Origin of the sequence: Serinicoccus chungangensis (assembly GCF_006337125.1) — a bacterium.
GTDB classification, from domain to species: Bacteria; Actinomycetota; Actinomycetes; order Actinomycetales; family Dermatophilaceae; genus Ornithinicoccus; species Ornithinicoccus chungangensis.
Genome location: NZ_CP040887.1, coordinates 441838 through 466917, shown reverse-complemented (window position 1 = coordinate 466917; position 25080 = coordinate 441838). Strand labels below are relative to the sequence as shown.

The following is a 25080-nucleotide window of genomic DNA, read 5'->3' as shown; positions in this document are numbered from 1 at the left end:
TTACGATGCCTGGCATGACGCTGCGCTGGGACACCTATGAGTCGGCCGAGCAGTGGCGCGCGCGCCTGCTGCAGACGCCGGGACGCCCGTCGATGTTCCAGACCCCGGAGTTCGCCCAGGTCAAGAGCCTGGCCGGGTGGACCCCGCGGTATGCCGACGTCGACGGCTTCCCCATCACCGTGCACGAGCGGCGGGCGCCCGGTTTCGGGAAGGTCTGGTACCTCCCCAAGGGACCGGGGGTGGCGTCCGTCCAGGGTCTGGCCGCGCTGCTGCCGGACCTGCGGACCGCGGCCCACGACGCCGGGGTGTTCCTCGTCAAGATCGAGCCCGAGCTGGTCGAGTCACCGGAGACGCTGCAGTCGCTCGAGCGCCTGGGCCTGCTCCCGGCCGGACGCATCCAGACCAACCGGTCGACCGTCTTCGTCGACGTGACCGGCACGCCGGACGACCTCATGGCGCGGCTGCCGTCCAAGACCCGCAACACCATCCGGCGCGGCCTCAAGCAGGGCGTCGTCACCGAGGCGGCCCCGCTGGAGGAGTCGACCTACGAGCGCATGTGGGCCCTGTGGATGGAGGTCGTGCAGGACCAGGGCATCGCTCCCCGCTCCCACGAGTACCAGGTCGCGATGTGGCGCACGTTCTGCGACGCCGGGCTCGGCCGCGTCTTCCTCGCCCAGCACGAGGGCCGGGACGTGGCCGGCGCCTTCGTCACCGTGGTCGGCGACGTCGCCTGCTACCGCGACGGTGCCAGCGTACGGGAGCGGCCGGTCCGCGGCGGCAGCCACGCGCTCCAGTGGGAGGCCATGCGCTGGGCGCAGGAGCAGGGAGCGACCTCCTACGACATGGCCGGCACCCCGCACTCCTCCCGGGTGGACGACCCCACCGACCCCTACTTCGGCATCGGGGAGTTCAAGCGCAGCTTCAGCAAGGAGGTCACCGACTTCGTCGGGGCCTACGACCTCGTGCTCCGCCCGCACCGGTATGCCGCCTGGCAGCGGGTGGGTCACCGGGTCACGGCCAAGGTGGTCTCCGGCGGCCGGCCCGGGGCGACCTTCTACTGAGCCTCAGAACCCGGTCGCCGAGGGCCGGGGGTAGAACCTCGCCAGCTTCTTGGCGTGGTTCAGCCGGTTGGCCATGACGTAGGCGCGCCGCCGCCAGTTGCCGCGCTCGTAGAGCAGCGGGTGGACGGTCCCTCGCCGCGCGGCCCGCAGCACGCGTCGGCGCAGCGCGGCGTCCCGCACGTAGTAGGGGAGGACGGCCGGGCTGACGATGCTGTAGAGCACCTCGTCCGCACCCCGGACCGGGGCGCGCTCCACCCCGTGGACGAGGTCGTCCACCAGGGCCCCGGCGAGGTCGGCCCCCGCCGCGGTGGCGTAGAAGCTGTTGCGCCCCATGCGCGGGTTGACCTCCATGTAGTAGATCGTCCCGGTGCGCGGGTCGCGCTTGGCGTCGATGTTGGCGAAGCCCCAGTAGTCGACCGCCCCCAGGATGCGCTCCGCGGCGTCCATGAGCTCGGGCATGGGGGTGGTGATCATGGCGAGCGGACTGCCGATGGTGGTGGGGTCGTGCTCGCCCAGCAGGACCTGCGCCGTCGCGACCGCGGTGAGCCGGCCGGTGCGGTCGACGTACCCCACGATCGAGAGCTGGTGGGTGTCGTCGCCGGGGATGTGCTCCTGCACCAGGAAGTCCTGCCGCACCCCGCCGTCCACGAGGACCGTCACGAGGTCCTCCCACTCCTGCGGGGTCTGCAGGAACCACACCTTCTGGGCACCGGGGAACCTGAGGTTCTCGAAGTGCGCGCTGTTGGCCGGCTTCGCGACGACCGGGTAGGTGATGTCGATCGGCCCGGGGGTCCAGCCGGGCTGGTCGGCGTCGCCGAAGCGGACGACGGTGGTCTGCGGGGTGGGCAGGCCGAGGCGCTCGCAGATCTGCCCGAACTGCTGCTTGTCGGCGATCTGCTCGAGGGTCTGCGGCGACATCCGGGGGAAGGCGAAGACCTCCGCCAGCTCGTCCGCGTGCTGGGCGATGAGGTCGGTGTGCGAGTCCGAGTTGCAGCCGAGCAGCAGCGGGACGTCCGGCTCCCGCTCCCGGGCCGCCCGGCCCTCGGCCAGCAGCGTCGCCAGCAGCTCCGCCCGCCCCGTGTCCTGCCCCGCCTCCACCGGGCGCAGGATGCGCGAGTTCGCGATCGCCCCGGTCTGGCCGCGCGACACCAGCGTCGTCTCGACGCCGTAGCGCTCGTGCAGCGCCCGGGCGAGCCCGTACGTGCCCGCGTCGGTGCCGAGGAAGACGGGCCGGAAGGCCGGTCCCGGGGCAGGCGGGGGCACGGCGGTGACGTCCGAGGGCATACGGCGCATGCTACGTCACCGGCGACCGCCCGCCCGGGCGCGACCGCGGGTCAGTTGACCCCGGAGACCCGCCCGTAGCCGGACACCCCGCTGAAGATCGCGCGGTACTGCGTGGGCACGCCGGGCCGTCCCGTGTCGTACATCATGCCGTCGCCGGCGTAGATGCCGACGTGGTAGGCCGGAGAGCCGAAGAAGACGAGGTCACCCGGCTGCGGGGTGCTCACCGGGGTGACGGCCGCCTGCTGCGTGGCCGCGGTCCGGGGGATGGTCAGCCCCACCTCGGCGAAGACGTACTTGGTGTAGCCGGAGCAGTCGAAACCCTCCTGCGGGTTGTTGCCGCCGTACTTGTAGGGCGTCCCGACGTACTTCGCGGCGGTGTTGAGGATGAGCTGACGCATCTGGCTGGGCGCCGGGGCCGGCGCCGGGGCCGGGGCCGGGGCCGCGCCGCCGGGGTCGCTGGCCGTGAGGACCGACTCGGCCATGTACTGCGAGCCCGACATCTTCAGCCAGCCGTTGCTGGTGAGGGTGCCGGTGACCCGGGTGCCCCTCGCCTTGCTGCCGACGATGGAGTACGACGTGGACGGCCCGGAGCGCACGTTGGCCATGGAGGCGTTCACCCACCGGGTCACCTGGCTCGGGGAGGGGTCGGGCTGCTCGCCACCGCCGCCACCGCCGCCACCCGGGTCGGTCCCGGTGAGGATGGTCCGGGAGATGTACTTGCCGCCCCCGATGTTGAGCCACCCGTTGCTGGTCCAGGAGCCCTGCACCCTGGTGCCCTTGCGCATCGTCGTCACCACGGAGTGGCCCAGCCCGGGCCCGGAGCGCACGTTGCCGATCGAGGCCTCCATCCACTGGGTGACCCGGGTCGGCGAGGGGTCGGGCTGCTCGCCGCCGCCACCGCCGCCACCCGGGTCGGTCCCGGTGAGGATGGTGCCCGAGATGTACTTGCCGCCCCCGATGTTGAGCCACCCGTTGCTGGTCCAGGAGCCCTGCACCTTGGTGCCCTTGCGCATCGTCGTCACCACGGGGTGACCCAGGCCGGGGCCGGAGCGCACGTTGCCGATGGAGGCCTCCATCCACTGCGTCACGCCGCTGGGGGCGGGGTCCGGCTGCTCCCCACCGCCGCCACCGACCCGCGTGAGGTTCCACGCGGCGACGAAGCGGTTCGGGGCGATCTTGAGCCAGTTGTTGGACGTCAGCGTGCCGGTGAGCTGCGCGCCCTGGCGGTAGCCCCCGACGACGCCGTAGGACGTGGACGGACCGCTGCGCACGTTGACCCCCGAGGCGGCGTCGACCCGCATGGTGACGGTGCTGGTCGGGGCCGGCGTCGGCAGGATGCGCGGCGTCGTCATCAGGTCGACGGGCGTGCTCGGCAGCAGGGGCTGCTGCGGCAGCTGCGGGGTGCCGGACGGCGCGGCCTGGGCGGCAGGCGCGAGGGTCACCACGGGGGCTGCCGCTGCGGTGACGGCGATCATGGTGCGAGACAGGCGGCGGGGACTCAGGGTCATCGGGGATCCATACGTGTGGTGGGACAGGCAGGGGGTGTCCGGTGACCGGACGAGGGGGTGCTGCGGGACGACCCGCGGGCGGGCCGAGAGCAGTGAAACCCACCCGCGCAGGACCATGCAACCCCCCTCCCACCAGCGAGAGTGCATTTGCCGGGGGCACCACAAGCGTGTAATTCGTGATGTTTGTCACACACTCTCAGGGTTTTCGCAGGTCACCCCGGATATCACAACGATGTAGTTCGCTGACCAGCACTTTTCTCGCTTTTCACACGTCTCACGGGCGCCTCTGCGGCCTCGTGACGCCTGTGACTCACGCGATGCGACGTGACCCCTGTGGGCGCGTCACGGTCCTCGAGGATCTCCGGGCCCCGGCGGACCGGCGGGGCCTCCGGCGACCCGTTCAGCGGCCCCGGACACGCCAGAGGGCGGGGACGGGCATCCCTGCCTGTCCCCGCCCTCAGCGGTGCTCTGCGCGCCTCAGCCGGCCTGCTCCTCCACCGGCACGGTGTCGGGCACCTCCGCCGGCTTCTCCTGCCCGCGGAAGGTGAACACCTTGTCGCGGTTCTTGCCCTCGCCGACCGTGTCCTCCACGTCGACGATGACGATCTGGCCGGTGCCGATCTCACCGAAGAGGATCTTCTCGGAGAGCTGGTCCTCGATCTCGCGCTGGATCGCCCGGCGCAGCGGCCGCGCACCCAGCACGGGGTCGTAGCCGCGCTTGGCGAGGAGCTCCTTGGCGGACGAGGTGAGCTCGATGGCCATGTCCTTGTCCTTGAGCCGCTCGTCCAGCCGCGCGACCATGAGGTCGACGATGGCGACGATCTCGTCCTGGGTGAGCTGCGGGAAGACGATGGTGTCGTCCACGCGGTTGAGGAACTCCGGACGGAAGTGCTGCTTGAGCTCGTCCGTGACCTTGTTCTTCATCCGGTCGTAGTCGCTGCGCGTCTCGGGCCCGGCGGAGAAGCCGAGCGAGACGCCCTTGGCGATGTCCCGGGTGCCCAGGTTGGTGGTCATGATGATGACGGTGTTCTTGAAGTCGACCACCCGGCCCTGGGAGTCGGTCAGGCGACCGTCCTCCAGGATCTGCAGGAGGCTGTTGAAGATGTCCGGGTGAGCCTTCTCGATCTCGTCGAACAGCACGACCGAGAACGGCTTGCGCCGGACCTTCTCGGTCAGCTGACCGCCCTCCTCGTAGCCGACGTAGCCGGGAGGCGAGCCGAACATCCGCGAGACGGTGTGCTTCTCGGAGTACTCGGACATGTCCAGGGTGATGAGGCTGTCCTCGTCCCCGAAGAGGAACTCGGCGAGCGCCTTGGCCAGCTCGGTCTTGCCGACACCCGTGGGCCCGGCGAAGATGAACGACCCACCGGGACGGCGCGGGTCCTTCAGACCGGCCCGCGTGCGGCGGATGGCCTGGGACAGCGCCTTGATGGCGTCGTTCATGCCGATGATCCGCTTGTGCAGCTCGTCCTCCATGTTGAGCAGGCGGGAGGACTCCTCCTCGCTCAGCTTGAAGACCGGGATGCCGGTGGCGGCGGCGAGGACCTCGGCGATCAGCTCCTCGTCGACCTCGGCGACGACGTCCATGTCACCGTTCTTCCACTCCTTCTCCCGCTCGGCACGCGCCTGGGTGAGCTTGTGCTCCTCGTCGCGCAGCCGGGCCGCCTTCTCGAAGTCCTGGCCGTCGATGGCCGACTCCTTCTCGCGCTTGGCGTGCGCGATCTTGTCGTCGAACTCGCGCAGGTCCGGCGGCGCGGTCATCCGGCGGATGCGCAGTCGCGCGCCGGCCTCGTCGATCAGGTCGATCGCCTTGTCCGGCAGGAAGCGGTCGTTGATGTAGCGGTCGGCCATCGTGGCGGCCCCCACGAGGGCGCCGTCGGTGATGGTCACCCGGTGGTGCGCCTCGTAGCGGTCGCGCAGACCCTTGAGGATCTCGATGGCGTGCTTGAGCGTCGGCTCGGCGACCTGGATCGGCTGGAAGCGGCGCTCGAGGGCGGCGTCCTTCTCGATGTGCTTGCGGTACTCGTCCAGCGTCGTCGCACCGATGGTCTGCAGCTCGCCGCGGGCCAGCATCGGCTTGAGGATGCTGGCGGCGTCGATGGCGCCCTCGGCGGCACCCGCCCCGACGAGGGTGTGGATCTCGTCGATGAACAGGATGATGTCACCGCGGGTGCGGATCTCCTTGAGGACCTTCTTGAGGCGCTCCTCGAAGTCTCCGCGGTAGCGCGAGCCGGCGACCAGCGCACCGAGGTCGAGGGTGTAGAGCTGCTTCTCCTTGAGCGTCTCCGGCACGTCCCCGCGGACGATGTCCTGGGCCAGGCCCTCGACGACGGCGGTCTTGCCGACGCCGGGCTCGCCGATGAGCACCGGGTTGTTCTTGGTCCGGCGGGACAGGACCTGCATGACCCGCTCGATCTCCTTCTCCCGGCCGATGACCGGGTCGAGCTTGCCCTCCCGGGCGGCCTGCGTGAGGTTGCGGCCGAACTGGTCGAGCACGAGGGAGCCGGACTGCTGGCCCTCCTGCTGGCTGCCGGCGCCGACGCCCGCCGTGGCGGACTCCTTGCCCTGGTAGCCGGAGAGCAGGGTGATGACCTGCTGACGGACCCGGTTGAGGTCCGCACCCAGCTTGACGAGCACCTGGGCCGCGACCCCCTCACCCTCACGGATGAGGCCGAGCAGCAGGTGCTCGGTGCCGATGTAGTTGTGCCCCAGCTGCAGGCCCTCGCGCAGCGAGAGCTCGAGGACCTTCTTGGCGCGGGGGGTGAACGGGATGTGGCCGGTGGGGCTCTGCTGGCCCTGGCCGATGATCTCCTGCACCTGCTGGCGCACGGCGTCCAGCGAGATGTCCAGCGACTCCAGCGCCTTGGCGGCCACGCCCTCACCCTCGTGGATCAGGCCCAGCAGCAGGTGCTCGGTGCCGATGTAGTTGTGGTTGAGCATGCGCGCCTCTTCCTGCGCGAGCACCACCACACGTCGAGCCCGGTCGGTGAACCGTTCGAACATGCTCTTCTCCTCCACTGTGGGCTACCACCCACTCTACGTGCGTCTGGTCCGGGTCAACGTCCTCATCCACCACCGATGTTCCGTGTTCGCCCCCGGCGCAATGGGCTGCCTCCTGCGGGAGGTGAGCCCGTGGTGACCCTCCGGCGGCACGAGGTATGCCGCCCAGCCGGTCGTCCTAGCATGCGGGCATGCGCGTGCCACCGTTGCTCCCGATCACCCTCCTGGCCGCCCTCGTGGCCGCCGGCTGCACCTCCGGGACGGAGCCGCAGCAGCCCGCCGGGTCGTCGACCTCCGGTCCCGCGCCGACGCAGGGGTCGGCCGACGGCTGGCTGTGCGAGGACGTGAGCCCGCAGTCGCTGCGTGCCCTCGCCGGCGGTGAGCCGGCCGACCCGCGCGAGGTGGTCGTCACCGACGACGACACCTCCTGGGTGTGCGAGGCCTACGACGGCGAGCGCCCGCTCGTGCGGGTGGGCGTGGCCGTGGGTGAGGAGGGCCGTGAGCAGGCCCGGGCGCTCGCGCGCGAGGAGGAGGGGATGAGCCCCGGCCCGGAGTACCTCGGCGAGTCCTACCTGGGCCCGCGACTGGCGGTGGGCCTGACGCTGTGCACGAGCCCCGGCTCGGAGAAGGGCGAGCGCACGCCCTACTCCCTCACCGCGCAGGCGCTGGGTGACTCGGGGGAGGACGTCGGGGAGGCCCTGCGCTCCACGCTCACCTCGGTGGCCACCAAGCTGGACCGTGGCTTCGGCTGCAGCCCGCGGGCCGCCCTGGAGGACGCCGCGGAGAGCACGACGACTCCCTGAGCCGCGGCTCAGCCCGCCTTCTTCGACCTCGTGCTCGCGGCCTTGGTGCCCGACGTCTTCCCCGACGACGTGGACGACTTCGCGGACGACTTCTTGCCCGACGACGTGGACGCCTTCTTGCCCGGCGACGTCGTCGACGAGGAGCGGCCGCCTGAGCCCTTGCCCCCGGAGGACTTGCCCCCGGAGGCCTTGCCCCCCGAGCCCTCGCCCTCCGAGGTGCCGCCGTCCTCGGCGTCCTCGCCGCGGCCCTTCTTGGCCCGGTCCACCGAGCGCTGCAGCGCCGCCAGCAGGTCGACGACCTCCCCGCTGTCGGCCTCCTCCTCCTCGTCCGGGCTCTCGGTGACCTCTCCCCCGCTGATCTTCTCCTCCACCAGCGCGTCGACGGCCTCCTTGAAGTCGTCCACGTGCCCCGCGGGCTCGAAGTCGCCGGACATCGAGTCGACGAGCATCCGCGCCATGGCGACCTCGTCCTTCTTGGGCTCGCTCACCTCGTCGAGGTGGTCGAGCTGGTCGGAGGCGCGGATCTCGTCCGGCCACAGCAGGGTCTGCAGGACGATCGCGGCGTCGTCCTCCCGCACCCGCAGCACCGCCATGGTCATCCGGCTGCGGACCGAGACGGTGACCACGGCCACCCGGTCGGACTCGCGCAGGGCCTCGCGCAGCAACCCGTAGGCCTTGGCGCCCATGGCGTCGGGCTCGAGGTAGTAGGCCTTGTCGTAGAGGATCGGGTCGATCTGCTCGCGCGGCACGAACTGCTCGACGGAGATCTCCTTGCTGCTGCGGTGGGGCAGGCTCGCCAGGTCCTCCTCGGTGAGGACGACCGTCTTGCCGTCGTCGGTCTCGTAGGCCTTGGCGATGTCCTTGTAGGCCACCTCCTCGCCGTCGGCCTGCGCCACCCGCTTGTAGCGGATCCGGCTGCCGTCGCTGCGGCGTACCTGGTGGAAGCTCAGGTCGTGGTTCTCGGTGGCGGAGTACAACCGCACCGGCACGTTGACCAGCCCGAACGAGACGGCACCCTTCCAGATCGCTCTCACGCACCCCAGGATGGACCCATGCGCCCCATGCTCGCCACCCCGGGAGAGGTCCCGGCCCGGCCGCCGACCGGCCCGGCGTGGGTGCACGAGATCAAGTGGGACGGCATCCGGCTGCTGGCCGACGTCACCGAGGGGCGGCTGCGGCTGCTGACCCGGGGCGGGCGCGACATCGCGCACGCCTTCCCCGAGCTCGCCGGCCTGGGCGGCGTGGCCGAGGACCTGCTGCTGGACGGCGAGGCGGTCTGCCTGGTCGAGGGTCGCCCCTCCTTCAGCCACGTCGTCGAGCGGGTCCACGTGGGCCAGGGTGCCGCCGCGGAGCGCCTGGCCGCCGCCCGCCCCGCCACCTACGTCGCCTTCGACCTGCTGCGCCTGGACGGCCTCGACCTCACGGCGCTCCCCTGGTCGGCGCGTCGGGAGGCGCTGGAGCAGCTCGTCGAGGACGTCCCGGGGGTCCAGCTCTCCCCCGTCTACGACGACGGGGAGATGCTGCTCGGCGCCACCCGCGAGCAGCATCTCGAGGGGGTGGTGAGCAAGCGGCGGGACGCGGCATACCAGCCGGGGAGGCGCAGCACCGCCTGGCTGAAGTACCCGCACCGCGCCCGGGTGTCGGTGGTCGTCGGCGGCTGGCGGCCCGAGGCCGGGCGCCCCGGCCGCATCGGGGCGGTGCACGTCGGCGTGCCGCTGCGCGGACCCGACGGTATGCCGCAGCTCACCGCCGACGGGTCGCCGCGGCTGCGCTACCGGGGGCGGGTCGGCAGCGGGCTGGCGGGGCGCGCCGGTGAACACCTGCAGCGGCTCCTGGCCGGGGTGCCCACCGGGGAGTACCCCTTCGACACCCCGATCCCGCCCGTCGAGGCGCGCGGCTCCACCTGGCTGCGACCGCAGGTGGTCGTCGACGTCGCCGCGCTGGGCGCCGAGGGGACGGCCGACCGGCTGCGCCAGCCGTCCTTCCAGGGCGTCCGCCCGGACCTCGAACCGGCCGACCTCGTCGGCCCCGTCGGGGAGGCATGATGAGCAGCCAGCAGGTGAGCGTGGCCGGACGCACGCTGCGGGTGAGCAACCTGGACAAGGTCCTCTACCCCGCCACCGGGACCACCAAGGGGGAGGTGCTCACCTACTACGTCACCCACGCGGAGCAGATCCTGCCCGAGCTGGCGGACCGGCCGGTGACCCGGATCCGGTGGCCGGAGGGGGTGACCGGGGCCCACTTCTTCGAGAAGAACCTCCCCTCCGGCGCACCGGAGTGGTTGCCCCGGGTGACCCTGCCCACTCCCGGGTCCTCCCGCGGACACACCCACCTCACCTTCCCCCTCGTGACCGATCTCGCCGTCCTGGTCTACCTCGTCAACCTCGGCAGCCTGGAGCTGCACGTCCCCCAGTGGCGGGTCGACGACGACGGTGCCGCGCTGCCGCCGGACCGCCTCGTGGTCGACCTCGACCCCGGGCCCGGCGCGGGGCTGCGCGAGTGCTCCCGGGTGGCGCTCCTCGTGCGGGAGCGCCTGGAGGCCGTGGGCCTGGAGTCGCGCCCCGTCACCAGCGGGTCCAAGGGCATGCAGCTGTACGCCGGGCTCGAGGGCACCCGTGGCGCGGACGAGGTGAGCGCGGTCACCAAGGCCCTCGCCGAGAAGCTCGCCGAGGACCATCCGGATCTCGTGACTGCACGGATGAGCAAATCGTTGCGCTCACACAAGGTGTTTCTGGACTGGAGCCAGAACAATGGCGCCAAGACCACTATCTGTCCGTGGTCCCTGAGGGCGCGGGAACGACCTCAGGTCGCCTTCCCGCGCGACTGGTCCGAGGTCGAGGGCGCGGCCGCCGGGGATACCGATCTCGAGCAGATCACGATGGACCGGGCCTGAGCCCGGAAAAGGGCGAGAAAAGGGCTGACGTCCCCGCGGGACGTCAGCCCTTCTCCGAGAGCCTCCGAGAGGTCAGTGGGCCGCCGCGTAGGCGTCCTGGAGCTCCTGCGAGACGCGGCCACGAGAGCTGACCTTGTAGCCGTTCTCCCGGCCCCACTCGCGGACCTTCGCGAGCTCGTCGCTGCGGCCTCCGGCCGCCGGGGCGGCGCCACGCCGCCGGGTCTGGCGACGACCTCCGGCCCGACGGGCCTGACCGATCCACGACGCGAAGTCCTCACGCAGCTTCGCGGCGTTCTCGTCGCTGAGGTCGATCTCGTAGTGAACCCCGTCCAAGGCGAACTCCACGGTCTGGTTCGCCTCCCCACCACTGAGGTCATCCACCAGGATGACCTGCACTCGCTGTGCCATTTCTTCTCCTTTGTGCCGAGCATGCGCCGCTACAGGTTGCGTCGCAGGAGAAGACTAGCGCTCTTTCCTCGCGGGGCGAAGTCAGCATTTCTTGCACGGGAATTCTTGGGAATTCCTGGCAATGGGCTGCGGCCGGGTGGACCTCAGCCGCGGTCGGCGGGGTCGACACCCGGCCCGGGGTCGGTCGCCGCGCGGTCCACCGGCCGGTCGGCGTCCCGGCGCGCGGCCCGGTCCTCCTCCTGGTCCGCGGCCCGCTGGGCCGCCCGCTCCCGGCGGTCGCCCTCCACCATGTGCTTCATGACGACGTAGAAGAGGTAGAGCAGTCCCGCCGACGGCAGCAGAGCGGCCAGGATCATCCACCCCTCGTGCAGGAACTCGCCCATCAGACCTCCGGCTTGAGGAAGGGGAAGAGGATGGTCTCGCGCACGCCCGTCCCGGTGAGCAGCATGAGCACCCGGTCCAGCCCCATGCCGAGGCCCCCCATCGGGGGCGCGGCGTACTCCAGCGCCCGCAGGAAGTCCTCGTCCAGCTGCATGGCGTCCGCGTCGCCACCGGCCGCCAGGAGCGACTGCTCGGTGAGCCGCGCCCGCTGGATCTCGGGGTCGACGAGCTCGGAGAAGGCGGTGCCCCGCTCGATCCCGCCGATGATGAGGTCCCAGGCCTCGACCAGGCCGGGCCGGTCCCGGTGCGGGCGGGCCAGCGGCTGGGCGATGGCCGGGTAGTCGCAGACGAAGGTCGGCTGCACCAGGGTCGGCTCCACGACGTCCCCGAAGATCTCCATGGCGATCTTGTCGGCACCCCAGCCGGGCTGGACGGGCACGTCGTGGACGGCTGCCAGGCGCCGGAGGTCGTCGACCGGCGTCTCGACGTCGACCCGCTCCCCCACGACCGCGGAGAGCCCGTCGTAGAAGGGGAGCCACGTCCACTCGCCGTCCAGGTCGATGACCCCGGCCGCGGTCTGCACCTGCCGGCTCCCGATCTCGTCGGCGGCGGCCAGGATCATCCGCCGCATGAGGTCGGCCATGGTGAACTGGTCGCCGTAGGACTGGTAGCACTCCAGCATCGTGAACTCGGGCGAGTGGGTGGAGTCGATGCCCTCGTTGCGGAAGATGCGGCCGATCTCGTAGACCCGCTCCACCCCACCGACCACGGCCCGCTTGAGGTGCAGCTCCAGCGCGATGCGCAGGGTCATCGGCAGGTCGAAGGCGTTGAGGTGGGTGTTGAACGGCCGGGCGTTGGCACCGCCGTGCAGGGCCTGCAGGACCGGCGTCTCGACCTCGACGTAGCCGTCACCCTCCAGCACCCGCCGCACCGCCCGGGTCAGGGCCGCCCGCTTGAGCACCATCTGCCGCGCGTCCTCGCGCACCAGCAGGTCGACGTACCGCTGGCGCACCCGCTGCTCCTCGGAGAGCTCCTTGTGCAGCACCGGCAGCGGACGCAGCGCCTTGGAGGCCATGCGCCAGGAGGTGGCCATGACCGACAGCTCCCCGCGACGGGAGCTGATGACCCGGCCCTCGACGAAGACGTGGTCGCCCAGGTCTACCCACGCCTTCCAGCGGTCCAGGGCCTCCTGCCCGACCTCCGCGAGGGACAGCATGGCCTGCAGGCGGGTGCCGTCCCCGGACTGCAGCGAGGCGAAGCAGAGCTTGCCGGTGTTGCGGACGAACATCACCCGGCCGGCGACGCCGACGACGTCGTCAGTCTCCTCGCCGGTCTCCAGGTGCGCCCAGCCCTCCCGCACCTGGGCCAGGGTGTGAGTGACCGGCACCTCGACGGGATAGGGCTCGACGCCGGCGTCGAGCATGGCCTGACGCTTGCCCTGCCGGACCGCGATCTGCTCGGGCAGGTCGGTCTCGGGCACGCTCGGTCGGGTCGGCTCGCTCACCCTCCCAGGGTAGTCGGCACCGGGAGCACCCCCGGCATCGCGTCGGGCCGGGCGCCGGTCGCCGGACCCGCTCAGACGGGGAGGGTGGGGGCGGTGCGTGACCGTTCCAGGTCCAGCAGGGCCTGCTTGCGCTCCACGCCACCGCCGTAGCCGGTGATGGACCCGTCCGACCCCACGACCCGGTGGCAGGGCACGACGATCGAGAGCGGGTTGCGGCCGTTGGCGAGCCCGACGGCGCGGGACGCGCCGGGGCTGCCGAGGGCCCGGGCGAGCTCGCCGTAGGACCAGGTCCGGCCGTAGGGGATGGCGCGCAGCTGGGCCCAGACCCGTTGCTGGAAGTCGGTCCCCGGGGCGGCCGTCGGCAGGTCGAACCCGGTGCGCCCGCCCGCGAAGTACTCCTGCAGCTGTCGGGCGGTCTCGCGCAGCACCGGCGGGGCCAGGGCGTCGTCGACCACCTCGCCCAGGTCCTCGGGCGCGTGCCGGTGCTCGACGAAGAAGACCCCGGTGAGGCGCTCGCCGTCGCTGCGCAGGCGCAGGGGGCCGACCGGCGAGTCGGTCGTGAGGTGGACGGTCATGGGGTCTCCTTGCGGGCCGGAGGTATGCCGTCGCCCCGGCGGGGCGACGGTGCGGGGGTGGCGGGCAGCCGTGCCGCCGCGTGGTCGGACGCGGCCCACAGCACCGCGGTCGCGTAGCTGCGCCAGGGGCGCCAGGACTCGGCGGCGGCCAGCAGACCCGCACCGGCCGGCACCCCCGCCGCGGCGGCCGTGACCTTGACGCCCAGGTCGGTCGCCGGGAAGGCGTCGGGGTCACCGAGGCCGCGCAGCAGGACCATCTCCGCCGTCCACGGGCCGACGCCGGGCAGCGCGAGCAGCGCCTCGCGCGCCTCCTGCCGGTCGGCCCCCGGACCGAGCCGCAGGTCCCCCTCGGCGAGCGCCCGGGCGACGGTCCGCAGGGTGCGCTGGCGGGAGGCCGGCATCGCGGGCAGCTGCTCGGCCGCCGCCTGCGCGACGGCCTCCGCCGTGGGGAACAGGTGGGTGACCGCCCCGGTCATCGGCTCCGGCAGCGGCTCGCCGAGCGCCTGGACGAGGCGTGCCGTGTGGGTGCCGGCGGCGGCGGTGGAGACCTGCTGGCTCAGGACCACCCGCAGGGCCAGCTCCGCGGGGTCCACGGTCCCCGGGAGCCGGACGCCCGGGTGCGCGCGCACGAGCGGGCCCAGCCTCGGGTCGGCCCCGAGGTGCTCGTCGACGGCGACCGGGTCGGCGTCCAGGTCCAGGAGCCGACGGCAGCGGCCGATGGCGGTCGCCAGGTCGGCGACATCGGTGAGCCGGAGGGTGACCCCCACGTGCCGCTCTCCCTCCGCACCCGGCCGCAGCACGAGCAGCGCCGGGCCTCCCGGCAGGCGCACGGAGCGGGTCAACGCCCCGTCGGACCACGCCTCCGGACCCCGGACCGAGGTCGCCACGAGGTGGCCGAAGAGGCTGGGCACGTGCAGCGGCGGCCGGAACGGCAGCCGCAGGCCGATGCTGACCGGGGCAGGTCCTCGTGGGCCGTCGCCCGGGGCCGACCCGCCGGCACGACGCCGCGCGGCGGCGCGCAGCTCGGAGGGCGCGGCGGCATACACCTCACGCACGGTGGCGTTGAAGGAGCGGGTGCTGGAGAAGCCGGCGGCGTGGGCGACCTCGACCATCGGCAGCGTCGTCCCCTCGACGAGCAGCCGTGCGGCCTGGGCGCGCTGGGCCCGGGCGAGGGCGAGCGGTCCCGCCCCGAGCTCGGCGCGGACGAGCCGCTCGAGCTGGCGCACGGAGTAGCCGAGCCGGGCCGCCAGTCCGGAGACACCCTCCCGGTCCACCACCCCGTCGGCCACGAGCCGCACCGCGCGGGCCACGACATCGCCCCGCACGTGCCACTGCGGGGACCCCGGCGTGGCGTCGGGGAGGCAGCGCTTGCACGCCCGGAACCCGGCACCCTGGGCGGCGGCGGCGCTGGGGTAGAAGCGCATGTTGCGCACCTGCGGCGTGATGGCCGGGCAGCTGGGGCGGCAGTAGATCCTCGTGCTCAGCACCCCGGTGACGAACCAGCCGTCGAACCGCGGGTCCCTGCTGCGCACGACCGCGGAGCAGCGGTCGTGGTCGAGGTGGAAGGGGGTGGGGCGCACCCCTCCATGGTGCGGCACCCCGACCGGTGGGTCTAGCAGGAAAACGACATCACGGCACGGGTTCGCCGTCGGCCACCTTCTGCCGCACCCGACGCCGCTCGGCCATCACCCCGATCTCGAAGGTCGTGGTGACGACGAGGGTGAGCCCGACGAGGGGCAGGACGAAGATCACCATGACGACCTCGAAGCCCTGCAGGGCCTCGTGCCGGGTCGCGTTGAGCACGACGAAGGCGGTGTAGGCGGCGTAGAGCAGCACGAAGAGCCCGCCCTCCCAGCGGGCGACCGTGAAGCCGGTGAAGACGACCGGCGCGAGCGCCACCGCGGCGGCGACCATGAGCGGGATGTCGAAGGCGATCGCCGGGAAGGGCACCGGCAGCCCGCCGGAGGAGATGATGGCCGGCACCCCGAGCACCAGCCCGATGTTGGCGATGCAGCTGCCGACGACATTGCCGACCGCGAGGTCCCGCTCCCCGCGGACCGCGGCGATCACCGAGGCCGCCAGCTCGGGCAGCGAGGTGCCCACGGCGACCACGGTCAGCCCGACGACGAGGCCGCTGACCCCGAGCGCCTCGGCGATGTTCACCGCGCCCGCGACCAGGAGGTTGGCACCGAGCACGAGCAGCGCCACACCTCCGAGCACGAGGCCGAGGGCCGGCAGGACCGCCATCGGCTCCCCCTCACGCTTCGCCGGAGCCCGGCGCTTGCGCAGCTCCCGGCGCTGCGTGCGCCGGCTGACGACGACGGTGAGCACGGTGTGGGCGACCATCACCGCCAGCAGGAGCAGGCCCTCGAGGGTCGAGATCACCCCGTCGAGGGCGACCAGCAGCAGCGCCACCGACAGGCCGACCATGACCGGCACGTCGATCTTGACCAGCTGCTCGCGCACCGCGAGGGGCAGCACGAGTGCCGCGATCCCCAGGATGAGCAGGATGTTCGCGATGTTCGACCCCACGACATTGCCGACCGCGAGCTCGGGCTGCCCGTCGAGGACCGCACCGACGGTGACCGCGAACTCCGGCGCCGACGTCGAGACGGACACGACGGTCAGGCCCACCACGAGGGGGCTCAGACCGAGGCGGGTGGCGAGGTTGGAGGCGCCGCGCACGAGGAACTCGCCGCCCACCACGAGCAGGACGAGGCCACCCAGGATGCGGGCGATGTCGAGAAGGTCCACGATGCGGCACCCTAGTGGGATGAGCGCCCCCGCACCTCCCGACGGGACGAGGGACTGGGAGCCGGCGTGGCACGAGGCGCTCTACGGCCCGGGCGGGTTCTACCGCGCGGACGCCCCCGCCGCCCACTTCGCGACCTCGGCCCAGGGCATCCCCGGGGGTGGGGACCTGCTGGCCGCGGCGGTCGTGGCCCTCGCGCGCCAGCACGGCTGCCGGCGCGTCGTCGATGTCGGGTGCGGTCGCGGTGAGCTGCTGACCCGGGTGCGGCGGCTCGACGCGTCGCTGCACCTGACCGGGGTCGACGTCGTCCCGCGACCTGCGGGGCTCGACGTCGACGGGTGGCTGGTGTCCCCCGGCGGCGCCGCGCTTCCCGACGGGCTGCGCGACCTGGACGCGACGCTGGTCCTCGCGCACGAGTGGCTCGACGTCGTCCCGTGCCCGGTCGTGGCCCGCGACGAGACCGGGGTATGGCGCTCGCTCGCCGTCGCCCCGGACGGCACCGAGACCCTGGGCCCGGTGCTGGGCGGGGACGACCTCGCCTGGGTCCTTCGGTGGCTCGACGACGGGCGACGGCTCGACGACGGGGAGGACCCGCCGGACGGGGGCGCGACGCCGGTCCGGCGCGGCGAGGTGGGCCGGTCCCGGGAGACCGCGCTGGCCGAGCTCGTGGGCCGGGTCGGCAGCGGCCTGGTGGTGGTGGTCGACTACGGCCACACGGCGGACGATCGGCCGGTCCACGGCAGTCTCACCGGCTTCCGCGGCGGGCGTGAGGTCCACCCGGTGCCGGACGGCAGCTGCGACCTGACGGCCCACCTCGCCGTCGACGCCCTCCGCGCCTCGCTGCCCCCACCGACCTCCCCCCGCGCCGGACGCGCGGTGCACCCGCCCGCGCCGCGGCTGGTCCGCCAGGGCGACCTCCTGCGCGGCCTGCTCGGCGACCCCGGGACCCCGGTGCCGCACGCGCTGTCCCGGACCGACCCCCGGGCCTACCTCGTCGGGCTCGCCCGTCGCGCGGCCCTCACCACGCTCACCACGGGCACCCTGGGCGAGTTCTGGTGGCTGCTCGTGCCGGTCGGGGCGCACCACGGCGACGACCTGCACCCGGGCATAGGGTGAGGGCGTGAGCACCCGAGACGTGGACGTGACCCTGGGCGCCACCGGCGTGGGCGGGCTCACGACCACCGAGATGGTGCTCAACATCGGCCCGCAGCACCCGGCGACCCACGGCGTCCTCCGGCTGCGCATCACCGCCGACGGCGAGCGCATCACCGCCGCCGAGCCGGTCATCGGCTACATGCACCGGGGTGCGGAGAAGCTCTTCGAGGTCCGCGACTACCGCCAGATCATGGTGCTCGCCAACCGCCACGACTGGCTCTCGGCCTTCAACAACGAGGTGGGCGTCGCCCTCACCGTCGAGCACCTGCTCGGCATGGACGTGCCCGAGCGGGCCACCTGGACGCGCACCCTGCTCAGCGAGCTCGGCCGGGTGCTCAACCACCTGATGTTCCTCGGGTCCTACCCGCACGAGCTCGGCGCCATCACCCCGATGTTCTACTCCTTCCGCGAGCGGGAGGAGATCCAGGCCGTGATGGAGGAGTTCTCCGGCGGCCGGATGCACTTCATGGCCACCCGGGTCGGCGGGCTGCTGCACGACCTCCCGCCGGGCTGGCTGGACCGGGTCGACGCCGCGGTCGCGACGGTCCGCGGCCGGATGCCGGACCTCACCGGTCTGGTGCTCGGCAACGAGATCCTGCAGGCACGCACCCGCGGGGTCGGGGTGCTCGACCTCGAGACGGTGCTGGGGTACGGCGTGTCCGGCCCGATCGCGCGCGCCTCGGGGCTGGACGTGGACCTGCGGCGCGACGAGCCCTACCTCGCCTACGCCGAGCTCTTCGGCGGGGGCGGTCCCGGGCGGGTGGTGACCCGCGAGGCCGGCGACTGCTACGCCCGGCTCGAGGTGCTGGCCGAGCAGATCGAGGTCAGCCTCGACCTGGTCGAGGCGTGCACGGCCCGCCTGCGCGAGCTGGGCGAGGGCCCGGTGAGCAGCAGGCTGCCGAAGAAGCTCAAGGTGCCGGCCGGGGAGCACTGGTTCGCGGCGGAGAACCCGCTGGGCTTCAACGGCTACTACCTCGTCAGCCGCGGCGACACCGTGCCGCACCGGCTCAAGCTGCGCTCGGCGTCCTTCAACAACGTGCAGGTGCTGAGCGAGATGCTGCCCGGCACGGTCGTCGCCGACATGGTGGCGATCCTCGGGTCGATGTTCTTCGTCGTCGGGGACATCGACAAGTAGTTCTGGACCTGGCCTTCTGGGGCCCGCTCCCCAGAAGGCTATGTCCAGAAGCGTGGGGGCCGCTCAGCCGTAGGCGAGGTCGCCGTCGCTCACGCCGTCGTCGTCATCGTCGTCGTGCTCGGTCGGGGGGATGCGGCACCACGCCTGGCCGAGGTAGCCCGCCGCGGACAGCCCCAGCGCCACCGCAGCGTGCACGAACCCCCACACCAGCTGCACGCGCTCGCTCGGGACGTCGACGTTGGGCAGGTGGACCAGGGCGTTCGCGGCATACCACCCGAGCAGCGCCGCGCCGCCCAGCGCGGCGGCCTGCGCCCCCACGAGGGTGCCGCGCCCGCGCTGCGGGGAGGGCCGCACGCTGCCACGCCCCAGGAGGTAGCGCCGGATCTGCCAGCACATGACCAGCACGAGCAGCGCCACGGCGACCAGCGGGACCAGGCCGATCCAGGAGATCGCCGGGTAGCCGCCACCGAGCGAGCGCACCACCTGCAGCAGCAGCCAGCTGGCCATGCCGGTGAGCACGGCGAGGACCGCGCCGGTGCCCACCCGGACCCCGTCCCGCGCGCTCACCGGGCCTCCTCGACCGGTGCCACGGCCTGCCCGGCCAGATCGGGGATGAGGTCGCGCACCGCCACCGCCCGGTCGCCGACGCGCAGGGTCGCCGCCGGGTCGACGTCGTCCCAGGGCACGAGCACGAAGGCGCGCTCCCGGGCGCGCGGGTGCGGCAGCAGGAGGTCGGCCTCGTCGCTGCGCACGTCGGCGTCGCCCGCGGGGTCGCCGTACTGCACCAGGTCGAGGTCCAGGGTCCGGGCGCCCCACCGCACATCGCGGGTGCGGCCCAGGTCGGCCTCGACCCGGTGCAGCGAGGCGAGCAGGGACCCGGGGGCCAGGCTGGTGCGCGCCACCGCGACGGCGTTGACGTAGTCCGGCTGCCCGGCGACGGCCTCCCCACCCACCGGGGCGGTCCGGAAGGAGCGCGACACCCGGACCCGGTGCAGGCCGCGCAGCCGACGCAGCCGGCGCACCGCCCGGGCCACCGTCGCCGTCGGCTCGGTCCCGTCCGGACCGGGGAGGTTGGCGCCCAGCGCGATGACCACGGGCACGTCCCGCCGCCGGCGCACCACGACGGCGACGTCGTCGAAGGGCACCCCCACGGGCGCCTGCGGCTTGTGCACGGTGACCTCGACCGCCTCGACGAGGGGGTGCGTCAGGACGCGTGCGGCGATCTCCTCGGCGACGGTCTCGACGAGGTCGCGCGGCTCACCCTCGACGACTGCCACGACGTCGGCGGCGACCGCGCCGTAGTCCACCGTCCGGGACAGGTCGTCGCTGGCGCCCGCGCCGGCGAGGTCGACCTCGAGGGTCACGTCGACGACGAAGTCCTGCCCGTCGCGGCGCTCGTGCGCGAAGACCCCGTGGTGCCCGCGGGCGCGGACCCCGGTGAGCCGGATGAGGTCACCGCGCACCGTCGGCCCCCTGCGTCAGCTCCCACACCGCGAGGGCGTCGCGGGTCGGGCCCACCTCGTGCACCCGCACCGCCCAGGCGCCCGCCTGCGCGGCGAGCAGGCTCGTGGCGGCCGTCGCGACGTCACGCTCCTGGGGTGCGCTGGGCTCGTCGGGCACGGGCGCGCCCGGGCGCGCGGGCAGCCGGCCGAGGAAGCGCTTGCGCGAGGCACCGACGAGCACCGGCAGCCCGAGGGCGACCACCCGGTCCAGGCCGGCCAGCAGCGTCCAGTTGTGGCCCGCGTCCTTGGAGAAGCCGAAGCCCGGGTCCAGCACCAGCTGCTCCTCCCGCACGCCCTGCGCGACCAGCGCGTCCACCCGGTCGGAGAGCTCGGCGCAGACCTCGCCCACGACGTCGTCGTAGTGGTGGGTGGCGCCCGGGTCGCTCAGCAGACCGCGCCAGTGCATGACGACGTAGCGGGCGCCGGTCTGCGCGACCATCGGCCCCATCTCGGGGTCGCCCAGCCCGCCGGACACGTCGTTGACCAGGACCGCCCCCGCCTCCAGGGCCGCCTGCGCCACGGACGCGCGCATGGTGTCGACGGACACGGCATACCCCTGCTGCGCGAGCGCGGAGACGACCGGGAGGACGCGCTCGCGCTCCTGCGCCTCCGGGGGGCGGCTGCTGCCGGGCCGCGTGGACTCGCCACCGACGTCGACGATCTCGGCGCCCGCCGCCACGAGCTGGCGTCCGCGGGCGACCGCCGCCTCGGGGTCGACGAAGAGGCCGCCGTCGCTGAAGGAGTCGGGGGTGACGTTGACCACGCCCATGACGGCGGTATGCCGGTGTCCCACGACGCCCTCAGCGCCCGGTGATGAGGCTCATCGCCTCGGCGCGCGTCGCCGGGTTGCGCAGCTGGCCGCGGACGGTGGACGTCACGGTGCGGGCCCCGGGGCGGCGGACGCCGCGCATGGACATGCACAGGTGCTCGGCCTCGACCACGACGAGGACCCCGCGGGGGGCGAGGTGTTCCACGAGGGCGTCGGCGACCTGGGTGGTCAGGCGCTCCTGGACCTGCGGGCGGCGCGCGTAGACGTCGACGAGCCGGGCCAGCTTGGACAGCCCGACGACCCGCCCGTCGCGCCCGGGGATGTAGGCGACGTGCGCCGACCCGTGGAAGGGCACGAGGTGGTGCTCGCACACGCTGTAGAGCTCGATGTCCTTGACGAGGATCATCTCGTCGTGGTCGACGTCGAAGGTGGTGCCGAGGACCTCGCGGGGGTCCTGCCGCAGGCCGCCGAAGATCTCGGCGTAGGAGCGGGCCACCCGGCCCGGGGTGCCCCGCAGCCCGTCGCGGTCCGGGTCCTCGCCGACCGCGAGGAGGATCTCGCGGACCGCGGCCTCGATCCTGGCCTGGTCCACCGGCCGGGGCGCGGGCGGTTCGCCCGCCCCTGCCTCAGGCGTGGCCGGGGTCGACATGGCCACCCTCGGGCACCTGGACCACCTCGGACGGGGGGTTCTCCTCCCCGGTCTCGGTCAGCGGGTGGTGGCCGTTGGCCATGGCCCGCCGCTCCGCGTCGGTGAGCACCGGGCCCGCCTCGTGGATCGTGCGGGCGTCCGAGGAGAGCCACACGGGGCGCACCGGACGCCTCCGGATGTCGGTGAAGATCTCGGCGATCGCGTCGGCGTTCAGCGTCTCCTTCTCCAGCAGCTCCAGCACGAGGGCGTCGAGGATGTCGCGGTTGTCGTTGAGCGCGTGCCAGGCCTCGTCGTGCGCGGCCTCGATGAGCCGGCGCACCTCCTGGTCGACGACGCCGGCGAGGTTCTCGGAGTAGTCGCGCTCGTGGCCCATGTCGCGACCGAGGAAGACCTCGCCCCCGGCCGAGCCGAGCTTGACCGCACCGATCCGCTCGGACATCCCGAACTGCGTGACCATCTTGCGCGCGAGGCCGGTCGCCTTCTCGATGTCGTTGGCGGCACCAGTGGTGGGGTCGTGGAAGACCAGCTCCTCGGCCACCCGCCCGCCGAGGGCGTAGGCGAGCTGGTCCAGCAGCTCGTTGCGGGTGGTGGAGTACTTGTCGTCGACGGGCAGCACCATGGTGTAGCCGAGCGCCCGGCCGCGGGGCAGGATCGTCACCTTGCTCACCGGGTCGGTGTGGTTCATCGCCGCGGCGACGAGGGCGTGGCCGCCCTCGTGGTAGGCGGTGATCTTCTTCTCCTTCGCGCTCATGACCCGGGTCCGCTTCTGCGGGCCGGCCATGACGCGGTCGATCGCCTCGTCGAGGTCGGCGTCGGTGATGACCTGCTCGTTCTTGCGGGCGGTGAGCAGGGCGGCCTCGTTGAGCACGTTGGCCAGGTCGGCGCCGGAGAAGCCCGGCGTGCGCCGCGCGATCGCCATGAGGTCCACGTCGGCCAGCGGCTTGCCCTTGCCGTGCACCTGCAGGATGTGCAGGCGACCGAGCATGTCGGGCGCCTCGACCGCGATCTGCCGGTCGAAGCGGCCCGGGCGCAGGAGGGCCGGGTCGAGGATGTCGGGCCGGTTGGTGGCGGCGATGAGGATGATGTTGGTCTTGACGTCGAAGCCGTCCATCTCGACGAGCAGCTGGTTGAGCGTCTGCTCCCGCTCGTCGTGACCGCCGCCCATGCCGGCGCCGCGGTGGCGGCCGACGGCGTCGATCTCGTCGACGAAGATGATCGCCGGGGCGTTCTCCTTGGCCTGCTCGAAGAGGTCGCGGACGCGGGAGGCACCCACGCCGACGAACATCTCGACGAAGTCTGAGCCGGAGATGGAGTAGAACGGCACCCCGGCCTCGCCGGCGACGGCCCGGGCGAGGAGGGTCTTGCCGGTCCCGGGCGGGCCGTAGAGCAGCACGCCCTTGGGGATCTTGGCGCCCACCTCCAGGAACTTGCGCGGCTCGGAGAGGAACTCCTTGATCTCGTGCAGCTCCTCCACGGCCTCGTCCGAGCCGGCCACGTCGGCGAAGGTGACCTTGGGCATGTCCTTCGTCGCGAGCTTGGCCTTGGACTTGCCGAACTGCATGACCCCGCGTCCGCCGCCCTGCATCCGGGTCATCAGCCACAGGAAGAGCGCGAGGATGAGCAGCAGCGGCAGGAAGTTGACCAGGATGGAGACGAAGACGTTCTGACGGGCCGGGTCGTCGGTCCACCGCTCGGTGGGCGGGTTGGCGTCGAGCGCCTCGATGACCTGCGGGCCGCGCGCGTCCACGTAGAACGCCTGCACCTGGTCGGTCTCCCGGACGTCGTCGCTGGAGAAGGTCTCGCCCTCGCGCAGGGTGAGGTCGATGCGGTCCGGCGTCACGACGGCCTCGGCGACCTGGCCGTCCTCGATCAGCTGCAGCGCGTCGGCGGTGTCGATCCTGCTGTAGGGGCTCTGCGACAGCAGCGAGTACCACAGGATGCCCAGACCGAGGAAGAGGAAGACCCACATCCACGGGCTGGGCTTGGGCCGCTTGCTGGGCCTGTTGGTCGGGGCAGTGCTCATATCAGTGACGTTCGGGGACCCACGGGAGCCCCCGGTCCTCCTGGTCGGTGGTCCGGCAGTGATTCTTCTGCCCGTCAACGCGCGGCAGATGGACAGTGTTCCACCTCACCCGGGGGCTCCGCCCCCGGGCACCCCCGCTGGGGCTGCGCCCCAGACCCCACCTCACCCAGGGGCTCCGCCCGACACCCCGCGCCGCACCCCGGCTACGGTGACGGGTATGACGCCGCTCGGCCTGATCTTCCCGCCCGACCAGCCCCCGGAGCGGTTGCGGGAGGTGGCCCGGGCGGCGGAGGCGGCCGGGCTCGACGAGCTGTGGCTGTGGGAGGACTGCTTCAAGGAGAGCGGGGTCGCGCCGGCGGCCGCCGCCCTCGCCTGGACCTCGAGCCTGCGGGTGGGGATCGCCCTCATGCCGGTGCCGCTGCGCAACGTCGCGCTGACCGCGATGGAGATCGCGACACTGGCCCGGCTCTTCCCCGGGCGCTTCCTCCCGGCGGTCGGTCACGGGGTGCAGAGCTGGATGGGCCAGACCGGGACCCGCGTCGCCTCACCGATGACGCTGCTGCGCGAGCAGGTCGAGGCGCTGCAGGCCCTCCTGCACGGCGAGCGGGTGTCGACGCAGGGGCGCTACGTCACGCTCGACGAGGTGGCCCTGGACTGGCCGCCCCGGCAGGTGCCGCCTCTGCTCGTCGGGGCGCAGGGACCCCGGACCCTGGCCCTGGCCGGCGAGCTCGGCGACGGGGTGGTCGTCGACGTGGCCGAGCACCTCCCGGGGGCCGTGGCCGCCGTGCGCGAGGCCCGGGCCGGTGCGGGCCGGGAGGGGGAGCCCGACGTGCTCGTCTTCCAGACCGTGGCCGTCGGGACCCCGGCCGAGGAGATCGTCGAGCAGGTGCGCGCCCGCGCCGCCGAGGGCGCGCGGCGGGTGGCCGTCACCGTGGTGACCGGGCCGGGAGGCCCCCCGGAGCCCGGCCCCGCGCTGCTCGACGCGGTCCCGACGCTGGGCCGCGTCCGGGAGCTGCTCACGGGGACCGACGCGACCTAGCGGTCCGCCGGCCGGGCCGGCCGCCCACCGGCTCACGACCCGGGTGCGCGCCTCAGCTGTAGACGTGCGGCGCCAGGGTGCCGATGACGCGCAGGTTGCGGTACTTCTCCGCGTAGTCCAGGCCGTAGCCCACGACGAAGGCGTCCGGGATGTCGAAGCCGACGTAGCGCGTGTCGATCTCCACCTTGGCGGCCTCCGGCTTGCGGAGCAGGGTGCAGATCTCCAGGCTCGCCGGGCCCCGCGAGCGCAGGTTGGCGCTGATCCAGGAGAGGGTGAGGCCGGAGTCGATGATGTCCTCGACGATGAGGACGTGCCGCCCGGTGATGTCGGTGTCGAGGTCCTTGAGGATCCGCACGACCCCGCTGCTCTTGGTGCCGGAGCCGTAGCTGGAGACGGCCATCCAGTCCATCTCCGCCGAGCCGGGCAGCGCCCGCATGAAGTCGGCCATGACCATGATCGCGCCCTTGAGCACGCCCACGAGGAGCACGTCCTTGTCGTGGTAGTCCGCCCACACCTCCTCGGCCAGCACGGTGAGGCGGCCCTGGATCTGCTCCTCGGTGTACATCACCTCGGCGAGGTCCTCACCCATGTCCTGTGCGTCCACGCAGCCTGCTCCTTCGTCGTCCGGCGCTGAGGACC

The 25080-nt window shown here is 72.9% G+C and carries 23 protein-coding genes; 7 read left to right on the top strand and 16 right to left on the bottom strand.

What is annotated here, in order from left to right; all coding sequences use genetic code 11:
• Positions 1-14 precede the first annotated feature (14 nt).
• Positions 15-1061 carry a lipid II:glycine glycyltransferase FemX gene (locus FHD63_RS02105; RefSeq protein ID WP_158296685.1) on the top strand — a complete coding sequence of 349 codons (1047 nt, stop codon included), beginning with the start codon at positions 15-17 and terminating at the stop codon, positions 1059-1061.
• Positions 1062-1064: 3 nt separating this feature from the next.
• Here FHD63_RS02105 and FHD63_RS16160 read toward each other — a convergent pair whose 3' ends face one another.
• From FHD63_RS16160 to FHD63_RS02090, 3 genes are all read right to left on the bottom strand, one after another.
• Positions 1065-2345: a carboxylate--amine ligase gene (locus tag FHD63_RS16160; RefSeq protein WP_139719732.1), complete on the bottom strand. Its 1281-nt coding sequence runs from the start codon at positions 2343-2345 to the stop codon at positions 1065-1067.
• A gap of 50 nt (positions 2346-2395) precedes the next feature.
• Positions 2396-3820, bottom strand: coding sequence for a C40 family peptidase (locus FHD63_RS16420; protein WP_158296684.1), 1425 nt, complete (start codon positions 3818-3820; stop codon positions 2396-2398).
• Between the two features lie 510 nt (positions 3821-4330).
• On the bottom strand, positions 4331-6856 hold the full coding sequence (locus tag FHD63_RS02090; RefSeq protein WP_139719728.1) for an ATP-dependent Clp protease ATP-binding subunit: 2526 nt from the start codon (positions 6854-6856) through the stop codon (positions 4331-4333).
• 188 nt (positions 6857-7044) lie between these two features.
• Here FHD63_RS02090 and FHD63_RS02085 point away from each other — a divergent pair, with 188 nt between their 5' ends.
• A complete protein-coding gene (locus FHD63_RS02085) occupies positions 7045-7656 on the top strand; it encodes a hypothetical protein (protein ID WP_139719726.1) in 612 nt (203 codons plus the stop codon).
• Positions 7657-7664: 8 nt separating this feature from the next.
• Here FHD63_RS02085 and ku read toward each other — a convergent pair whose 3' ends face one another.
• Positions 7665-8690 (bottom strand): non-homologous end joining protein Ku, encoded by a 1026-nt coding sequence (ku, locus tag FHD63_RS02080; RefSeq protein WP_139719724.1) that lies wholly within the window; start codon positions 8688-8690, stop codon positions 7665-7667.
• An 18-nt stretch (positions 8691-8708) separates the two neighbouring features.
• On the opposite strand from ku, the gene ligD (FHD63_RS02075) reads away from it, so the two are divergent.
• Together ligD (FHD63_RS02075) and ligD (FHD63_RS02070) are read left to right on the top strand one after the other, a co-directional pair.
• Positions 8709-9701: a non-homologous end-joining DNA ligase gene (ligD, locus tag FHD63_RS02075; protein WP_139719722.1), complete on the top strand. Its 993-nt coding sequence runs from the start codon at positions 8709-8711 to the stop codon at positions 9699-9701.
• On the top strand, positions 9701-10549 hold the full coding sequence (ligD, locus tag FHD63_RS02070; protein ID WP_139719720.1) for a non-homologous end-joining DNA ligase: 849 nt from the start codon (positions 9701-9703) through the stop codon (positions 10547-10549). Before ligD (FHD63_RS02075) ends, ligD (FHD63_RS02070) begins: the two co-directional genes overlap by 1 nt.
• 72 nt (positions 10550-10621) lie before the next feature.
• Here the strand turns inward: ligD (FHD63_RS02070) and FHD63_RS02065 are convergent, their stop codons facing one another.
• The 6 genes from FHD63_RS02065 to FHD63_RS02040 all read right to left on the bottom strand — a co-directional run bounded on the left by FHD63_RS02065 (position 10622) and on the right by FHD63_RS02040 (position 16171).
• A complete protein-coding gene (locus FHD63_RS02065; protein ID WP_139719719.1) occupies positions 10622-10957 on the bottom strand; it encodes a histone-like nucleoid-structuring protein Lsr2 in 336 nt (111 codons plus the stop codon).
• A 143-nt stretch (positions 10958-11100) separates the two neighbouring features.
• Positions 11101-11340, bottom strand: coding sequence for a hypothetical protein (locus FHD63_RS02060; RefSeq protein WP_238705729.1), 240 nt, complete (start codon positions 11338-11340; stop codon positions 11101-11103).
• The gene (lysS, locus tag FHD63_RS02055; RefSeq protein WP_139719717.1) at positions 11340-12842 is read right to left on the bottom strand and encodes a lysine--tRNA ligase; all 1503 of its coding nucleotides are present in this window, start codon (positions 12840-12842) and stop codon (positions 11340-11342) included. Before lysS ends, FHD63_RS02060 begins: the two co-directional genes overlap by 1 nt.
• 71 nt (positions 12843-12913) lie before the next feature.
• Positions 12914-13417 (bottom strand): methylated-DNA--[protein]-cysteine S-methyltransferase, encoded by a 504-nt coding sequence (locus tag FHD63_RS02050; RefSeq protein WP_139719715.1) that lies wholly within the window; start codon positions 13415-13417, stop codon positions 12914-12916.
• Entirely contained in the window at positions 13414-14997 is a 1584-nt protein-coding gene (locus FHD63_RS02045) for a DNA-3-methyladenine glycosylase 2 family protein (protein ID WP_139719713.1), read from the bottom strand. Before FHD63_RS02045 ends, FHD63_RS02050 begins: the two co-directional genes overlap by 4 nt.
• 49 nt (positions 14998-15046) lie before the next feature.
• On the bottom strand, positions 15047-16171 hold the full coding sequence (locus FHD63_RS02040) for a calcium/sodium antiporter (RefSeq protein WP_139719711.1): 1125 nt from the start codon (positions 16169-16171) through the stop codon (positions 15047-15049).
• Between the two features lie 19 nt (positions 16172-16190).
• On the opposite strand from FHD63_RS02040, the gene FHD63_RS02035 reads away from it, so the two are divergent.
• Entirely contained in the window at positions 16191-17285 is a 1095-nt protein-coding gene (locus FHD63_RS02035; RefSeq protein WP_158296683.1) for an SAM-dependent methyltransferase, read from the top strand.
• A 4-nt stretch (positions 17286-17289) separates the two neighbouring features.
• A complete protein-coding gene (locus FHD63_RS02030; protein ID WP_139719707.1) occupies positions 17290-18459 on the top strand; it encodes an NADH-quinone oxidoreductase subunit D in 1170 nt (389 codons plus the stop codon).
• 63 nt (positions 18460-18522) lie between these two features.
• Here the strand turns inward: FHD63_RS02030 and FHD63_RS02025 are convergent, their stop codons facing one another.
• Genes FHD63_RS02025 through ftsH form a run of 5 tightly spaced genes read right to left on the bottom strand, consistent with a single transcriptional unit; the run spans position 18523 to position 23348 of the window.
• A complete protein-coding gene (locus FHD63_RS02025) occupies positions 18523-19026 on the bottom strand; it encodes a DUF3180 domain-containing protein (protein WP_139719705.1) in 504 nt (167 codons plus the stop codon).
• Positions 19023-19922, bottom strand: coding sequence for a dihydroneopterin aldolase (gene folB / locus FHD63_RS02020; RefSeq protein ID WP_139719704.1), 900 nt, complete (start codon positions 19920-19922; stop codon positions 19023-19025). Before folB ends, FHD63_RS02025 begins: the two co-directional genes overlap by 4 nt.
• Positions 19912-20730: a dihydropteroate synthase gene (gene folP / locus FHD63_RS02015; protein WP_139719702.1), complete on the bottom strand. Its 819-nt coding sequence runs from the start codon at positions 20728-20730 to the stop codon at positions 19912-19914. The genes folB and folP overlap by 11 nt, the downstream gene beginning before the upstream one ends.
• Positions 20731-20761: 31 nt before the next feature.
• The gene (gene folE / locus FHD63_RS02010; protein ID WP_139719700.1) at positions 20762-21379 is read right to left on the bottom strand and encodes a GTP cyclohydrolase I FolE; all 618 of its coding nucleotides are present in this window, start codon (positions 21377-21379) and stop codon (positions 20762-20764) included.
• Positions 21357-23348 (bottom strand): ATP-dependent zinc metalloprotease FtsH, encoded by a 1992-nt coding sequence (ftsH, locus tag FHD63_RS02005; RefSeq protein WP_139722926.1) that lies wholly within the window; start codon positions 23346-23348, stop codon positions 21357-21359. Before ftsH ends, folE begins: the two co-directional genes overlap by 23 nt.
• A gap of 271 nt (positions 23349-23619) precedes the next feature.
• On the opposite strand from ftsH, the gene FHD63_RS02000 reads away from it, so the two are divergent.
• Positions 23620-24441 (top strand): LLM class flavin-dependent oxidoreductase, encoded by an 822-nt coding sequence (locus FHD63_RS02000; RefSeq protein ID WP_139719698.1) that lies wholly within the window; start codon positions 23620-23622, stop codon positions 24439-24441.
• Positions 24442-24493: 52 nt separating this feature from the next.
• Here FHD63_RS02000 and hpt read toward each other — a convergent pair whose 3' ends face one another.
• The gene (gene hpt / locus FHD63_RS01995) at positions 24494-25045 is read right to left on the bottom strand and encodes a hypoxanthine phosphoribosyltransferase (protein ID WP_139719697.1); all 552 of its coding nucleotides are present in this window, start codon (positions 25043-25045) and stop codon (positions 24494-24496) included.
• Between the last annotated feature and the right edge of the window lie 35 nt (positions 25046-25080).

What these genes read in the sequence shown, in the direction of transcription:
- FHD63_RS02105 (WP_158296685.1), top strand. Translation starts at nt 15, where the DNA reads ATGACGCTGCGCTGGGACACCTATGAGTCGGCCGAGCAGTGGCGCGCG.
- FHD63_RS16160 (WP_139719732.1), bottom strand. Translation starts at nt 2,345, where the DNA reads ATGCCCTCGGACGTCACCGCCGTGCCCCCGCCTGCCCCGGGACCGGCC.
- FHD63_RS16420 (WP_158296684.1), bottom strand. Translation starts at nt 3,820, where the DNA reads ATGATCGCCGTCACCGCAGCGGCAGCCCCCGTGGTGACCCTCGCGCCT.
- FHD63_RS02090 (WP_139719728.1), bottom strand. Translation starts at nt 6,856, where the DNA reads ATGTTCGAACGGTTCACCGACCGGGCTCGACGTGTGGTGGTGCTCGCG.
- FHD63_RS02085 (WP_139719726.1), top strand. Translation starts at nt 7,045, where the DNA reads ATGCGCGTGCCACCGTTGCTCCCGATCACCCTCCTGGCCGCCCTCGTG.
- ligD (WP_139719722.1), top strand. Translation starts at nt 8,709, where the DNA reads ATGCGCCCCATGCTCGCCACCCCGGGAGAGGTCCCGGCCCGGCCGCCG.
- ligD (WP_139719720.1), top strand. Translation starts at nt 9,701, where the DNA reads ATGAGCAGCCAGCAGGTGAGCGTGGCCGGACGCACGCTGCGGGTGAGC.
- FHD63_RS02065 (WP_139719719.1), bottom strand. Translation starts at nt 10,957, where the DNA reads ATGGCACAGCGAGTGCAGGTCATCCTGGTGGATGACCTCAGTGGTGGG.
- FHD63_RS02060 (WP_238705729.1), bottom strand. Translation starts at nt 11,340, where the DNA reads ATGGGCGAGTTCCTGCACGAGGGGTGGATGATCCTGGCCGCTCTGCTG.
- FHD63_RS02050 (WP_139719715.1), bottom strand. Translation starts at nt 13,417, where the DNA reads ATGACCGTCCACCTCACGACCGACTCGCCGGTCGGCCCCCTGCGCCTG.
- FHD63_RS02035 (WP_158296683.1), top strand. Translation starts at nt 16,191, where the DNA reads ATGAGCGCCCCCGCACCTCCCGACGGGACGAGGGACTGGGAGCCGGCG.
- folP (WP_139719702.1), bottom strand. Translation starts at nt 20,730, where the DNA reads ATGGGCGTGGTCAACGTCACCCCCGACTCCTTCAGCGACGGCGGCCTC.
- folE (WP_139719700.1), bottom strand. Translation starts at nt 21,379, where the DNA reads ATGTCGACCCCGGCCACGCCTGAGGCAGGGGCGGGCGAACCGCCCGCG.
- ftsH (WP_139722926.1), bottom strand. Translation starts at nt 23,348, where the DNA reads ATGTGGGTCTTCCTCTTCCTCGGTCTGGGCATCCTGTGGTACTCGCTG.
- FHD63_RS02000 (WP_139719698.1), top strand. Translation starts at nt 23,620, where the DNA reads ATGACGCCGCTCGGCCTGATCTTCCCGCCCGACCAGCCCCCGGAGCGG.